General features: G+C 66.9%; 13 protein-coding genes. 4 read left to right on the forward strand and 9 right to left on the reverse strand.

Annotated features, from left to right (window positions below; genetic code table 11):
- Window positions 1-131 precede the first annotated feature (131 nt).
- Entirely contained in the window at window positions 132-626 is a 495-nt protein-coding gene (locus U5918_RS16300; protein WP_336002712.1) for a cupin domain-containing protein, read from the forward strand.
- Window positions 627-801: 175 nt separating this feature from the next.
- On the opposite strand, the gene U5918_RS16305 is transcribed toward U5918_RS16300, so the two are convergent.
- From U5918_RS16305 to sdhC, 4 genes are read right to left on the reverse strand one after another with little or no spacing between them, the layout of a single operon-like run.
- Window positions 802-2,631, reverse strand: a complete 1,830-nt coding sequence (locus U5918_RS16305) for an FAD-binding protein (protein WP_336002714.1) — start codon at window positions 2,629-2,631, stop codon at window positions 802-804.
- 7 nt (window positions 2,632-2,638) lie between these two features.
- Window positions 2,639-3,538, reverse strand: a complete 900-nt coding sequence (locus U5918_RS16310; RefSeq protein WP_336002715.1) for a succinate dehydrogenase/fumarate reductase iron-sulfur subunit — start codon at window positions 3,536-3,538, stop codon at window positions 2,639-2,641.
- Entirely contained in the window at window positions 3,535-3,903 is a 369-nt protein-coding gene (locus U5918_RS16315; protein WP_336002716.1) for a succinate dehydrogenase hydrophobic membrane anchor subunit, read from the reverse strand. Before U5918_RS16315 ends, U5918_RS16310 begins: the two co-directional genes overlap by 4 nt.
- A gap of 1 nt (window position 3,904) precedes the next feature.
- Window positions 3,905-4,297, reverse strand: a complete 393-nt coding sequence (gene sdhC / locus U5918_RS16320; RefSeq protein ID WP_336002717.1) for a succinate dehydrogenase, cytochrome b556 subunit — start codon at window positions 4,295-4,297, stop codon at window positions 3,905-3,907.
- Between the two features lie 236 nt (window positions 4,298-4,533).
- Here sdhC and U5918_RS16325 point away from each other — a divergent pair, with 236 nt between their 5' ends.
- The gene (locus tag U5918_RS16325) at window positions 4,534-5,172 is read left to right on the forward strand and encodes a DUF6517 family protein (protein ID WP_336002718.1); all 639 of its coding nucleotides are present in this window, start codon (window positions 4,534-4,536) and stop codon (window positions 5,170-5,172) included.
- A 46-nt stretch (window positions 5,173-5,218) separates the two neighbouring features.
- Here U5918_RS16325 and U5918_RS16330 read toward each other — a convergent pair whose 3' ends face one another.
- On the reverse strand, window positions 5,219-6,223 hold the full coding sequence (locus U5918_RS16330) for a succinylglutamate desuccinylase/aspartoacylase family protein (protein WP_336002719.1): 1,005 nt from the start codon (window positions 6,221-6,223) through the stop codon (window positions 5,219-5,221).
- Between the two features lie 115 nt (window positions 6,224-6,338).
- Here U5918_RS16330 and U5918_RS16335 point away from each other — a divergent pair, with 115 nt between their 5' ends.
- Together U5918_RS16335 and U5918_RS16340 are read left to right on the forward strand one after the other, a co-directional pair.
- Window positions 6,339-7,703 carry a RimK family alpha-L-glutamate ligase gene (locus U5918_RS16335; RefSeq protein ID WP_336002721.1) on the forward strand — a complete coding sequence of 455 codons (1,365 nt, stop codon included), beginning with the start codon at window positions 6,339-6,341 and terminating at the stop codon, window positions 7,701-7,703.
- 129 nt (window positions 7,704-7,832) lie between these two features.
- The gene (locus tag U5918_RS16340) at window positions 7,833-8,252 is read left to right on the forward strand and encodes a universal stress protein (RefSeq protein ID WP_336002723.1); all 420 of its coding nucleotides are present in this window, start codon (window positions 7,833-7,835) and stop codon (window positions 8,250-8,252) included.
- On the opposite strand, the gene U5918_RS16345 is transcribed toward U5918_RS16340, so the two are convergent.
- The 4 genes from U5918_RS16345 to U5918_RS16360 form a co-directional block, all read right to left on the reverse strand.
- A complete protein-coding gene (locus U5918_RS16345; protein WP_336002725.1) occupies window positions 8,249-8,860 on the reverse strand; it encodes a DNA-3-methyladenine glycosylase family protein in 612 nt (203 codons plus the stop codon). The genes U5918_RS16340 and U5918_RS16345 overlap by 4 nt on opposite strands.
- Before the next feature lie 37 nt (window positions 8,861-8,897).
- Complete coding sequence (gene cysE / locus U5918_RS16350; protein WP_336002727.1) at window positions 8,898-9,500, reverse strand: serine O-acetyltransferase; 603 nt, start codon at window positions 9,498-9,500, stop codon at window positions 8,898-8,900.
- 240 nt (window positions 9,501-9,740) lie between these two features.
- Entirely contained in the window at window positions 9,741-10,895 is a 1,155-nt protein-coding gene (locus U5918_RS16355; protein WP_336002728.1) for an acyl-CoA dehydrogenase family protein, read from the reverse strand.
- Window positions 10,896-10,987: 92 nt separating this feature from the next.
- A complete protein-coding gene (locus U5918_RS16360) occupies window positions 10,988-12,142 on the reverse strand; it encodes an acyl-CoA dehydrogenase family protein (RefSeq protein ID WP_336002729.1) in 1,155 nt (384 codons plus the stop codon).
- Window positions 12,143-12,304: the final 162 nt, after the last annotated feature.

Below are 12,304 nucleotides of genomic sequence, written 5' to 3' on the forward strand. Positions count from 1 at the left end.
GCCGACTCGTGACTCCAGACTCGCCTTCGTGTGGACCACGCCACGCCGATCGAAGGCCTGTGAATCGACCCGCACAGTTATGCCGGCCGATCGTGTCAATAGCGCTTGGGGTTGGCACACCCGGATTTCGAATGAGCGAGGACGACGAGCGGTACGACGTCGACGCGGGGCTCCGGAAGAACCTCGGCGCGGCGCTGGCCGTCGGGCCGACGGAGAGCGAGAGCGGGGTGGCGGTCGTCGAGCACACGCTGGCGCCGGGGAAACTCGCCGCACCGATGCACCGACACGAGAACGAAGACGAGATCTCCTACGTGCTGGAGGGCGTCATGGGCGTCCGGGAGGACGACGAGGTCTCGACGGTCGAAGCCGGCGAGGCCGCGGTCAAGGAGCGCGGCGTCTGGCACACCTTCTGGAACCCGGGGCCCGAGGAACTGCGATTCCTGGAGATCGTCGCGCCGGGCGAGTTCGCGGGCTACTTCGAGGAGACGGCCGCGGTCCTCCCCGAGGACGGCGTCCCGGACGAGGAGACGATAGCTCGACTGGAAGAACTGAACGCGGCCTACGATCTGGAGATGGATCCCGCGAGCGTGCCGGAACTACTGGAGCGACACGATCTGGAGCCGTAGCTGGGTCGAATGTGCGGTCGCAAGAAGCGACGCGTTCGCGGTCCAGCATCCGCGCGCCGGAGGCGCGGGGTTCGCTCGGCGCGACCGAAGGGAGCGCCGAGTTCTTTTTTCGCCCACGTTTTTTCGAGGAGCGGTGCCGCGCTCCGCGCGGCACCCGACGAAGAAAAAAGGTGGTCTAGTAGGAGCGTTCCTTCGGCTCGTAGGTCTTGTCCTCGCCTTCGAGGATGACGGGCTTGTAGTAGAGGTCGGGGTTGCCGTCGTTCCAGGCGAGCATCGTGTGCTTGATCCACTCGTCGTCCTTGCGCTCCTGGTGTTCGGCGCGCCAGTGGGCGCCGCGGAACTCCTCGCGGGCCAGGGCGCCGAGGGTGATGGCCTCGGCGACGTCGATGATGTTGCGCGTCTCGATGGTGTGGATCAGGTCGGTGTTGAACGTGCGCGAGGGGTCGCGGACGTAGACGTCCTGGTAGCGCTCGCGGGCGACGCGGAGGTCCTCGAGGGCCTCCTTGAGGTTGCTCTCCTCGCGGAACACGTTGACGTTCTGGGTCATCGTCTCCTGCACGTCGGCGCGGACCTCGGCGTGGTTGACGCCCTCGTCCTTCTCGAGCAGCGACTCGACGCGCTGCTCTTCGGCGGTGACGTGGTGGTCGAGGACCTCGGTGGGCTCCACGAGGGCGCCGTCGGCGGCGACGTCCTCGTCGCCGGCGTCGATGGCGCCGGGGGAGACGGGCGTGTCGACGTCCTCGTCTTCGCTCTTGGCGGAGGGGCCGGTCCCGATCTGGGCCTCGCCGAGGTCGCGGTCGGCGGCGTGCCAGCCGGCGCGGGCGCCGAAGACGAGCAGTTCGGGCAGGGCGTTCCCGCCGAGGCGGTTCGCGCCGTGCATGGAGACGCAGGCGCACTCGCCCGCGGCGTAGAGGCCGTCGATGCAGGTCTCGCCGTGCTCGTCGACCTCGAGGCCGCCCATGGCGTAGTGCTGGCCGGGCTTGACGGGCATCGGCTCTTCGAGGCCGTCGACGCCCTCGAAGTCCTCCGCGAGGTGGAGGATGTTCTCGAGGCGGTCGAGGATGCGCTCCTCGCCGAGGTGGCGCATGTCGAGGTGGACGTACTCGTCCTCGATGCCGCGGCCCTCGTTGACCTCCGTGAGTTCGGCGCGGGCGACGACGTCGCGGGAGGCGAGTTCGCCCTCGTTGTTCGCGTAGCCGTACTCGAACATCAGCCGCTCGCCCTGGTCGTTGTATAGGATGCCGCCCTCGCCACGGACCCCCTCGGAGATGAGGACGCCGGTGGAGGGGAGCGTGGTCGGGTGGAACTGGATCATCTCCATGTCCTCGACCGGGACGCCGGCGCGGTAGGCCATCGCGGGGCCGTCGCCGGTGTTGGCCACCGCGTTGGTGGTGTGGTCGAAGGCCTGCCCCAACCCACCCGTGGCCAGGATCACGCCGCCGCTGGCCTGGAAGCCGGCGATCTCGCCGGTCTTGATGTCGTAGGCGACGACGCCGTGACACTCGCGGTCCTCGGGGTCGTCGTGGTCGGTGACGGCGAGTCGGCTGACGTACCACTCGTCGTACACCGTGATGCCTCGCTTGACCACCTGCTCGTACATCGTGTGCAGCAGGTGGTGGCCGGTCTCGGCGCCGGCGTAGGTGGTTCGCGGGAAGGAGAGGCCGCCGAACGGGCGCTGGGAGACGCGGCCGTCGTCCTCGCGGGAGAACGGCATCCCCCAGTGTTCGAGCTGGATGACCTCTTCCGGGGCGTTCTTGGCGAACGTCTCGATGGCCGGGGCGTCGCCCAGGAAGTCCGAGCCCTTCATGGTGTCGTAGGCGTGGTCTTCCCAGGAGTCGCCGTCCCGGAGCGCCGCGTTGATACCGCCCTCCGCCGCGCCTGTGTGGCTGCGGACGGGGTGGAGCTTCGTCACGATCGCCACGTCGGCGCCTTCTTCGTGGGCTGCGATCGCCGCGCGCAGTCCGGCTCCGCCGCCGCCGATGACGAGTACGTCGTGTTCGTACATGTATTGGTTACCAGAACTTCAGGTTGTTCTTGACCGATTCGCGCTTGAGTTCCTGGATGTGCTCGGTCAGCGGGATGTCCTTCGGGCACACCTCGGTGCAGGAGAACTGGGTCTGACAGCGCCAGACGCCGTGTTCCTGCTCGATGATGTTGAGTCGCTGCTGTTTGCGGTCCTCGCCCTCGCGTTCGTCCATCGCGAAGCGGTAGGCCTTGTTGATGGCCGCCGGGCCGAGGTACTCGTTGTCGCCGGCCGCGATGTTACAGGAGGACATGCAGGCACCGCACCAGATGCAGCGCGTCGACATCTTGATCTTCTCGCGGTTCTCCCGGTCCTGGCGCTGCTCTTCGAGGTCGCCGTCCGGGAGCTCGTCGGCGTCGAAGAACGGTTCGACGGCCTCCATCTGGTCGTAGAAGTGCTCCATGTCCACGACGAGGTCCTTGACGACCTCCTGGTGGGGGAGGGGTTCGATCCGGATGGTCGAGTTCAGGTGGTCTTCGAGGTCCGCGATCTGGGTCTTGCAGCCCAGGCGCTGGCGCCCGTTGACGAACAGGGCGTCGGACCCGCAGATGGCCTGCCGGCAGGAGTGCCGGAAGGTAAGTGAAGAGTCGTAGTGGTCTCGCGCGTAGATGAGCGCGTCGAGCACCGTCATCCCCTTGAAGAAGGGGACGTGGAAGGTGTCGAACCGGGGCTCTTCCTTGCCGGCGACCTCGGGGTCGAAGCGGAAGACCTTGACCTCGATCGTCTGCTCGGCCTCGTCGATCTCGGTCCGGGCCTCCTCTTCCAGGTCGCGCTGGGACGCCTGCTGGCGCTTCTGTTCCATGCGCCGGGACTGGTGGGCCGACTCGCCCGACTCGGCTTCCGTCTCGGTCTGTGCCTCGGTCTCTTTCTCGGTGACTTCCGTGCTCATGCGATGATCCCTGCCATGTAGAGTGCCGTGCGGACGCCCTGGAGGATCAGGATCGCGCTCGCGACGATCAGGACCCACTTGACGGCCTGCTTCTGCGAGCCGTCGAGCCCCTGGTTGATCAGGGCGTTGTAGACGCCGTTGACGCCGTGGAAGGTCGCGGTGACCAGGAACGCGACCATCGTGCCGAAGTAACCCACCTGCTGCATCCGGGCCTGGGTGCCCAGGAAGGTGACCTCGGCGGCGTGGTTGACGAAGTGAAGCAGCATGAAGTGGAAGGCGAGGACGCCGATCAGGAAGACCGCCGTCACGCGCTGGAGGAACCAGCGCGTCCCCTTCCGGTCGAACGAAGAGTAGTGTTCAGCCATCTCAGAAGGCCCCCGCGAGGAAAGTCGGCACGCTCGCGACGACGATTGCCGCCGACACGACGAGCGACGCGTAGAAACTCTTGTCCTGTGCTTCAAGCCCGACACCGAGGTCCACGAACAGGAGGCGCACCCCGTTGAGGATGTGGAAGACGGCGACCGCGAGGAGGCCGACTTCGAGCACGCGGACCGCGACGAGCGACTCCAGCCCACGGATCGTCTCCGTGTACATGGCCCCGCTCTGGGTCGCAGTGCTCAACACCGCGATGTGCGTAAACAGGTAGCCGATGAGCACCCAGCCCGAGAACTTGTGGAAGATCCAGGCCCACATGCCGGCGGTGAACTCTCGCCACCGGCCGAAGTCCTCGATGGTGCCCCGGTCGTACGACTGACTCATAACGTTCGGAGCCAAGGACCGGGGGTGTTTAGTAGTTTCTACCTCGGCTCCGAATCGCGATTTTCAGCCCCCGACGCCCCGCTCATGTTCGGTTCCGACTGTCAGCTTCGACGACGGTTTTCCGCCCGTTCGTCCGGCCTGTGGCCGCCCGAATTGAGAGCCCGTCACACGGACGCGGCCTCCCGATCCCCGGCCAAAACCCATAACATCGGGCTCGCGAAACTGTCGGGTAGACGATGAACAGACGAATACTCGCGACGGTTGCAGTCGCAGCGGTGATGGTGACGGCGGGCTGTGGGTTCCTCCTCGGGAACGAACCCGCCACCTTCAGCGCCTCGCCGGCGACGGTGTCGGAGCAGGCCCTCGAGGAGACGAGCTACGAGGAGACGAACGTGACCGAACAGAACATCTCGCGGGAGGTCGAGGCGGCGGGACAGACCCGTGAAGTGGTCGTGACGAACCACATGGCCCAGTACGAACGACAGGTCGGCATCTCCGGCCTCGGCGAGCAGGAGGCCGCGGCCTTCGTGGCCTTCTCGAGCCCGCAGATCTCCGTCGCCGGCCAGTCGTTCAACCCGCTCGACGACATGTCCGAGCGTGACATCCTGAACCAGTTCAACACGGAGCACAGCAACGTCCAGGTCGAAGAACAGACCGGCACCCGGAACCTGTCGATCCTGGGGGAGACCCGTAGCGTGAAGCAGTTCGACGGCACCACGGAACTGAGCGGGCAGGAGATCGACGTGATCATCCACGCGACGAAGTTCGAGCACGGCGACGACCACATCGGCGCGATCGCGATCTACCCCGAACGCGTCGACGGCGAGGAAGACCGGGTCGTGACGCTGTACGAGGGCCTCGAACACGAGGGCTGATCCGGTCGACCGGTCGGCGTGATCCGAGCGACGGTTCCGCGACGAATTACGGCGTTTGCTCCCGTTCGACGGCCCGGAGCGTGTCCTCGTCGAGTCGCACGAGGTGACAGAGCGGGTTGCCGGGGTAGACGAGCGGGTTCTCCAGCACGCCGACGACCACGCCGGTGAAGGGGGCGCACACGGTCTCGGAGGCGGCCTTGAACGGATTGGTGATCGTGCAGATGCGGTCGCCTTCGTAGACGAGCGCGCCCTGTGCGTGATGCATCTCCACGAGGCCGCCGGCGTTCGCCCGGAGCCAGGTCTTGTCGTCCTGATCGTCGACCAGGGTGCGCCACCCGGGCCAGCGGACGGCGTCGGCCGGTCGGAGGCCGTACTCGGCCATGACGCTGACGACCCCCTGGAGGGCGGCGTCGATCAGGTCCCGCTGGAAGCGGTGGGCCTCGCCCATCTCGACGGTGATCGTCGGGACGCCGGCGTCGGTTGCCTCCCGGCGGAGCGATCCCGAGGGCCCCTGACTGGAGATGACGACGTGGGAGGCGAAGGCCTTCGCGAGGCGGTTCACCTCCGGGTCGTCCGTGTCCCCGCGGACGTGGAGCATGTTGGTCCGGCCGCGGGTCGAGGTGTGGAAATCGATGCCGATGTCGCAGGGCTCGACGAACTCGGAGAAGATCCGGGCGGCCATCCGGCGGGCGCTGGTGCTGTCAGGGGAACCCGGGAAGGACCGGTTGAGGTCGCGGTCGTAGATCGGGAGGTAGCGCTGCTGGGCCATGAAGCCCATGACGTTGAGGACGGGGAGGCAGACGAGCGTGCCCTCGAGGCCCTCGTGGTCCCACTCCTGGGCCACCTCGCGGACGACCTCGATGCCGTTGAGTTCGTCGCCGTGGACCGCGGCGCTGAGGAACATCGTGGGGCCCGGCCGCTCGCCGTTGCTGATCGTGACCGGGATCCGGATCGGGTCGCCGAGGTAGGTCTCGCTGACCGGCACCCGGATGTCCTCGGTCTCGCCGGGTTCGACCCGGCCACCGCTGTACGTGAACGCCCCGTCGGCCATGGCAACCCCTCGGACTGGCAGGTACAAAAACTGTCCAGTCCCTTCGAGTCGGGAAACCGGCCGACGATCGCACGCAGACCACCACACATACGAGTCGGCGGGTCGAGTATTCGGCATGGCAGACTCCTCCGGAATCACCGTCGGCGTCCTCAGTCTCCACACCAGCAAGGAGTCGAAGGCGATCTGTAACGCAGTCGCCGCGCTGGGCCACGAGGCCGTCTGGCTGCGCGCGTCGAACACCGCCGTCGACGTCCGGGACGGCCGGGCGACGCTCGAACCCGACGCCGACGTGATCGTCAACCGCCTCCTGCTCTCGAAGCAGGAACAGCCCGCCGAAGGGCTCGGGCTGGCCGACACCATCGCGAAGTTGCGCCCGATGCTCAACCCACCGGGACCGACGCTCACGGCCACCTACAAGTTCGCGACGGCCACCGCGCTGGCCGAGGCGGGCGTGCCGGTCCCCGACGCCTTGCTCGCGCTGTCGAGCGACCGGCTCGAGGCCGACCGCGAGCGGTTCGGCGACCCGGCGGTCTACAAGACCGCCATCGGCACCCACGGTGGCGGGACCTGGAAGGTCGACGCGGGCAACGCCGTCACCGCACAGGTCGGCCCGCGCCAGGCCTTCCTCCAGGAGTACCTCGCGCCCGCCGACGACCCGAACAGCGACCTCCGGGTCTACGTCGTCGGCGACGAGGTGATCGCCGCGATGTCCCGGACCGCGAGCGACGCGGAGTGGCGCACCAACGTCGCGTTGGGCGGCGAGACCGCCGACGTGACCGAGACGGTGCCCGAGGAGGTCCGCGAGATCGCGCGCGACGCCACCGCCGCCGTCGGCCTCGACTACGCCGGCGTCGATATGATCGAGGGCCCCGACGGCTGGTACGTGCTCGAAGTCAACCCGACGGCGGGGTTCAGGGGCCTGTTCGCCGCGACCGGCGTCAGCCCGGCCCCCGCCATCGCTAAACTCGCCATCGAACGGGCGGGCGGCGACGTGGACGACGCGGCGGTCGCAGAGCTGACGACCGAACTGGACGACTCCCGCCCCGCGTGTATGCCCGCCGTCGACCGGTCCGGCCCGACCGATCCGGTCGTCATCGGATACATCGAGGAGGTGGTCGTCCGTGGCACCCGCGGGGCCGAGACCGTCTACGCGAAGTCCGACACCGGCGCGACGCGGACGAGCATCGACGCCTCGCTGGCGGCGGACATCGGGACCGGGCCGATCAAGGACATCGTGAAGATCCGCTCCGGGAGTCTCAAGGAGGGCCGCTCCCGGCCGGTCGTCGATCTCGTGGTCGGCGTCGGCGGCAGTCAGCACACCGTCACCGCGAGCGTCGAAGACCGGAGCCACATGGACTATCCGCTCTTGCTCGGTCGGGACGTGCTCGAACACTACCACGTCGACGTGACCAGGCGGGCGGACCACCCGGCGTCCGAGGTCGACGCGGAAGAGGAAGAAGCGGACGTTACCGAGGAGTAAGGACGCCCTTCCGCGACGAGTGCGCTCGCGTCGACGCGGCGACGGCCAGACGATGCGGCGACGGCCAGCCGATGCCTCGCGGTCACGAAACCGGTCTCTAACTACGGCGCTCGCGGCCCCAGGTGGGGTATGTACGATACGATTCTGGTTCCGATCGACGGGAGCGACGGGGCGAACCGGGCCATCGAACACGGGCTCGAACTCGCCGAGCGCTTCGACGCCGCGCTGTACGCCATCTTCGTCGTCGACACCCGGCTGTACGGCGAGCCCGGGTTGAGCAGCACGGAACTGGTGATCGACGAGATCGAAGACACCGGCCACGGCTACCTCACCGACTTCGCCGAGCGGGCGGACAACCACGGTATCGAGATCGAAACCCGCAGTTGCCACGGGGTGCCACAGGAGGAGATCGTCACGTACGCCGACGAGGTCGACGCCGACGCCATCGTCATGGGGTACCAGGGACAGACCCACGAGGGCCGCGGCCAGATCGGGAGCGTGGTCGATCGCGTCCTCCAGGACGCGACCCGCCCGGTCTTCGCCGTCTAGTCCTCGCCGACCACTTCCGCCACGCTCTCGGCGATGTCCTCCTCGACGCGCCAGAGATACAGCGTCGCGTAACTCCGGTACGGTCGCCAGCGCTCGGCCCGGTCGATCATCGCCGACCGCGTGAGTTCCTCGTCGAAGACGGTCTCCATCCCCTTCCTGACGCCAAGGTCGCCGACCGGGAACACGTCCTGGCGCCCCAGTGAGAACAACAGTTGCATGTTCGCCGTCCACGGCCCGACACCTGCCACGTCGGTCAGTTCGGACCGGACCGCGTCGTCGTCCATCCCGGCGAAGAGGTCCTGGCTCCAGCCCCGCTCTTCGAACGCCGCGGCGACGTTGTTCACGTAGCGGGTCTTCGCCTCGGAGAGCCCGGCGTCCTGCAGTAGCTGGTCGTCGGCCGCGAGAATGCGTGCGGGCGTCACCTCGACGGCGTCGAACAGCCGTTCGCGGGTCGCGGCCGCCGACGCCATAGACACCTGCTGGCGGAGGATCGAGACGACGAAGCGCTCGAAGAAGTCCTCGGCGGGTTCGATCGACAGGCGACCGTGGACCTCGATCAGCGGCCCGAGGTGCGGGTCGGTCTCCAGGTGGTCGTATGCCGCGTTCACGTCGCCTCCCAGGCACCGGCCGAAGAAAGGCGTTCCGTCAGCAGTCGGTCAGCCAGTGGGGCGCTTCGGTCTCGGCCGCCGGCCCGGTTTCGGGGGGCTCGTCCCCCGCGTGCTCGGTGATCTCGGCGGGGACGCCCGTGGCCGTCGCGCCGGCCGGAACGTCGTCGGTGACGACCGATCCGGCTCCGACGGTCGCGCCGCGGCCCACGGTGATGTCGCCGAGCAGCGTCGCGTTCGCCCCGAGGGTCACGCAGTCCCGAACCGTCGGGTGTCGCTTCTCCCGGCGCATCGAGGCCCCGCCGAGGGTCACGCCGTGGTACATGAGTACGTCGTCGCCGATCTCCGCCGTCTCGCCGATCACGACGCCCTGGCCGTGGTCGACGAACAGCCGGCGACCGATCGTCGCCGCCGGGTGGATCTCCACGCCGGTAAGAAAGCGGGCGAACTCAGAGAGCGCCCGGGCCGCCAGTCGGTGGTCGCCGGTCCAGAGGCGATGTGCGATGCGATAGAGCCAGACGGCGTGGAGGCCCGGGTACAGCAAGGCGACCTCCAGCGCGCTCTTGGCCGCCGGGTCCTTCGCCAGCGCGGTGCGGACGTCTTCGGTGAGGTGTTTCCTGAGGTCGTCGAGTCGTTCGAACATTGTGAGTGATCCTGAGTCGCGCGGTCGGCCGGTCGATGCGTCCAGCGGGTCGAGAAGGGAGTCAACAGCGGCGACAGCCAGCGATACTGGCGGGGCTGGTCGACTGCGAGCGAGTCGCGTGCGAACGCTGGACGCGCATGGGTACTGGGTAGTCACCGTCCGAATATAAATGCTGTCCGGAACGGGGACGACGAGGGCCGGGACGGTCCCGGGTGGCCGCCGCCGGACCGCCCGCCCGGTTTAGATCCCCTTGCCCAGGAGTTCGCGGGCGATGACGTTCTTCTGGATCTCCGTGGTGCCCTCGTAGATCTGGGTGATCTTGGCGTCCCGGTAGAACCGCTCGGCCTGGAAGTCGTCGACGTAGCCGGCGCCGCCGTGGATCTGGACGGCCTCGTTGGCCACGTCCACCGCCACGCGGGAGGCGTACTCCTTGGCCATCGACGCCAGCGTCGTCAGCTGTTCCTCCTTGTTGTCGACCGACCAGGCCGATTTGTACACCAGGTTCCGCGCGGCCTCGATGTCGGTGAACATCTCGGCGAGTTTGTGCTGGATGGCCTGGAACTCGGAGATGGGCTGGCCGAACTGTTCGCGCTCCTGGGCGTACTCCAGCGCGCCCTCGGCCGCCCCCTTGGCGATGCCCACGCCCTGTGCGGCGACGCCCGTTCGCGTCGCGTCGAAGAACTGCATCTGCTGGAGGAAGCCCATGCCCTCGGTCCCCACGAGGTTCTCTGCTGGTACTCTGACGTCGTCGAAGAGCAACTCGGCGGTGTCGCTGGCCCGAATCCCGAGTTTGCCGGTGATCTTGTCGGCCTCGAAGCCGTCCCGATCCGCTTCGACGACGATCTGGGAGAAGCCGTTGTAGCGGCCGTCGGCGTCGGGGTCGGTCCGGCAGAGGACGACGAAGAAGTCACCGACCGAGCCGTTGGTGATCCACATCTTGTTGCCGTTAACGACCCACTCGTCCCCGTCCTTCTCGGCGCGGGTGCTCACCGAGGACACGTCCGACCCGGTGTCGGGCTCCGAGATGGCCGCGCCGGAGATCTTGTCGCCGGCGGCCACGTCGGGGAGGAACCGCTCTTTCTGTTCCTCGGTCCCGAACTCCATGATGGCCTCGCAGCCGAACGACGTTCCCAGCACCGCCCCGGCGATCCCGGGATCGATCGCGTACAGCTCCTCGGCGATGACGATGGATTCCAGCGTCGAGTAGCCGGCACCGCCGTACTCGACGGGGATCGACGTTCCCGTCAGCCCCATCTCAGCCCCCTTCTCGACGACCTCGTGGGGGAATTTCTCCTTCTCGTCGTACTCGTTGGCGACCGGCGCCATCTCGTTCTCGCCGAACCGACGCACTTCCTCGCGGATCTGCCGCAGTTCGTCCGATAGTTCGAAATCCATGTGGCTCTCTCCGCTCTGTAGTTACCACTGGACAATAAAAACTAGCACCGTCTAACAGTGTTAACGAAAAAGGCGATTGACTGACCGCCGGTTTACGAGAGGCCCTTGCCGAGCAGCTCGCGAGCGATGATGTTCTTCTGGATCTCCGTGGTGCCCTCGTAGATCTGGAGGATCTTGGCGTCACGGTAGAAGCGCTCGACCGGGAAGTCGTCGACGTAGCCGGCGCCGCCGTGGATCTGGACGGCCTCGTTGGCGACGTCGACGGCGATGCGGGAGGCGTACTCCTTGGCCATGGAGGCGAGCTTCGTGATCTGCTCGCCCTCGTCGACCGACCAGGCGCCCTTGTAGGTCAGGTTCCGCGCGGCCTCGATGTCCGTGTAGGCCTCGGCGAGCTTGTGCTGGATGGCCTGGAACTCGGAGATGGGCTGGCCGAACTGTTCGCGCTCCTGGGCGTACTCGAGGGCGGCGTCGGCCGCACCCTTGGCGACACCGACACCCTGGGCGGCGACGCCGAGGCGGGTGGCGTCGAAGAACTGCATCTGCTGGAGGAAGCCCATGCCTTCGGTGCCGACGAGGTTCTCCTCGGGCACGCGAACGTCGTCGAAGATGAGTTCGGCGGTGTCGGAGGCGCGGATGCCGAGCTTGCCCTTGATCTTGTCGGCCTGGAAGCCGTCGCGGTCGGACTCGACGATGATCTGGGAGAAACCGTTGTACCGGCCGTCGGCGTCGGGGTCGGTCTGACAGAGGACGACGAAGAAGTCGCCGACCGTCCCGTTCGAGATCCACATCTTGTTGCCGTTGATGACGAACTCGTCGCCGTCCTTCTCGGCGCGCGTCGAGATGGAGGAGACGTCGGACCCGGCGTGGGGCTCCGAGATGGCGGCGCCGGAGACCTTCTCCCCTTTGGCGACAGGCTCGAGGAACTGCTCTTTCTGCTCTTCGGTCCCGAACTCCTGGATCGCCTCCGTCCCGAACGAGGACGCGACGATACAGAACCCGATCCCGGGGTCGATGGCGAACAGCTCCTCGACGATGATCATGTTCTCGAGGATCGAGTACCCGGCACCGCCGTACTCGATCGGGATCGAGGCCCCGAGCAGGCCCATCTCGTTGGCCTTGTCCATGATCTCGTGGGGATATTTCTCCTCACGATCGTACTCGTTGGCGACCGGGACGATCTCGTTCTCGCCGAACCGGCGGATTTCCTTGCGAAGTTGGTCGATGCCCTCTGGCTGTTCAAAATCCATACGCCATCGTGAGGGTTTGTCGTACATAATGGTTTGTGATCAGTCTACAACTCCCCAGTCGTTGTAAGCTGAGCGGCGCCAGCAGGTTACGATGTTACGAACGAGAATAAACGCGACACGGACTGTAATACGTTTTCGCGGGCAAAGAAAAACGTTGAAAGG

This window comes from Halorientalis sp. LT38, assembly GCF_037031225.1.
Taxonomy (GTDB): Archaea; Halobacteriota; Halobacteria; order Halobacteriales; family Haloarculaceae; genus Halorientalis; species Halorientalis halophila.

Bases quoted from the DNA above. Each gene is read 5' to 3' on its own strand.
- U5918_RS16300 (WP_336002712.1), top strand. From the start codon at position 132: ATGAGCGAGGACGACGAGCGGTACGACGTCGACGCGGGGCTCCGGAAG.
- U5918_RS16305 (WP_336002714.1), bottom strand. From the start codon at position 2,631: ATGTACGAACACGACGTACTCGTCATCGGCGGCGGCGGAGCCGGACTG.
- U5918_RS16310 (WP_336002715.1), bottom strand. From the start codon at position 3,538: ATGAGCACGGAAGTCACCGAGAAAGAGACCGAGGCACAGACCGAGACG.
- U5918_RS16315 (WP_336002716.1), bottom strand. From the start codon at position 3,903: ATGGCTGAACACTACTCTTCGTTCGACCGGAAGGGGACGCGCTGGTTC.
- sdhC (WP_336002717.1), bottom strand. From the start codon at position 4,297: ATGAGTCAGTCGTACGACCGGGGCACCATCGAGGACTTCGGCCGGTGG.
- U5918_RS16325 (WP_336002718.1), top strand. From the start codon at position 4,534: ATGAACAGACGAATACTCGCGACGGTTGCAGTCGCAGCGGTGATGGTG.
- U5918_RS16330 (WP_336002719.1), bottom strand. From the start codon at position 6,223: ATGGCCGACGGGGCGTTCACGTACAGCGGTGGCCGGGTCGAACCCGGC.
- U5918_RS16335 (WP_336002721.1), top strand. From the start codon at position 6,339: ATGGCAGACTCCTCCGGAATCACCGTCGGCGTCCTCAGTCTCCACACC.
- U5918_RS16340 (WP_336002723.1), top strand. From the start codon at position 7,833: ATGTACGATACGATTCTGGTTCCGATCGACGGGAGCGACGGGGCGAAC.
- cysE (WP_336002727.1), bottom strand. From the start codon at position 9,500: ATGTTCGAACGACTCGACGACCTCAGGAAACACCTCACCGAAGACGTC.
- U5918_RS16355 (WP_336002728.1), bottom strand. From the start codon at position 10,895: ATGGATTTCGAACTATCGGACGAACTGCGGCAGATCCGCGAGGAAGTG.
- U5918_RS16360 (WP_336002729.1), bottom strand. From the start codon at position 12,142: ATGGATTTTGAACAGCCAGAGGGCATCGACCAACTTCGCAAGGAAATC.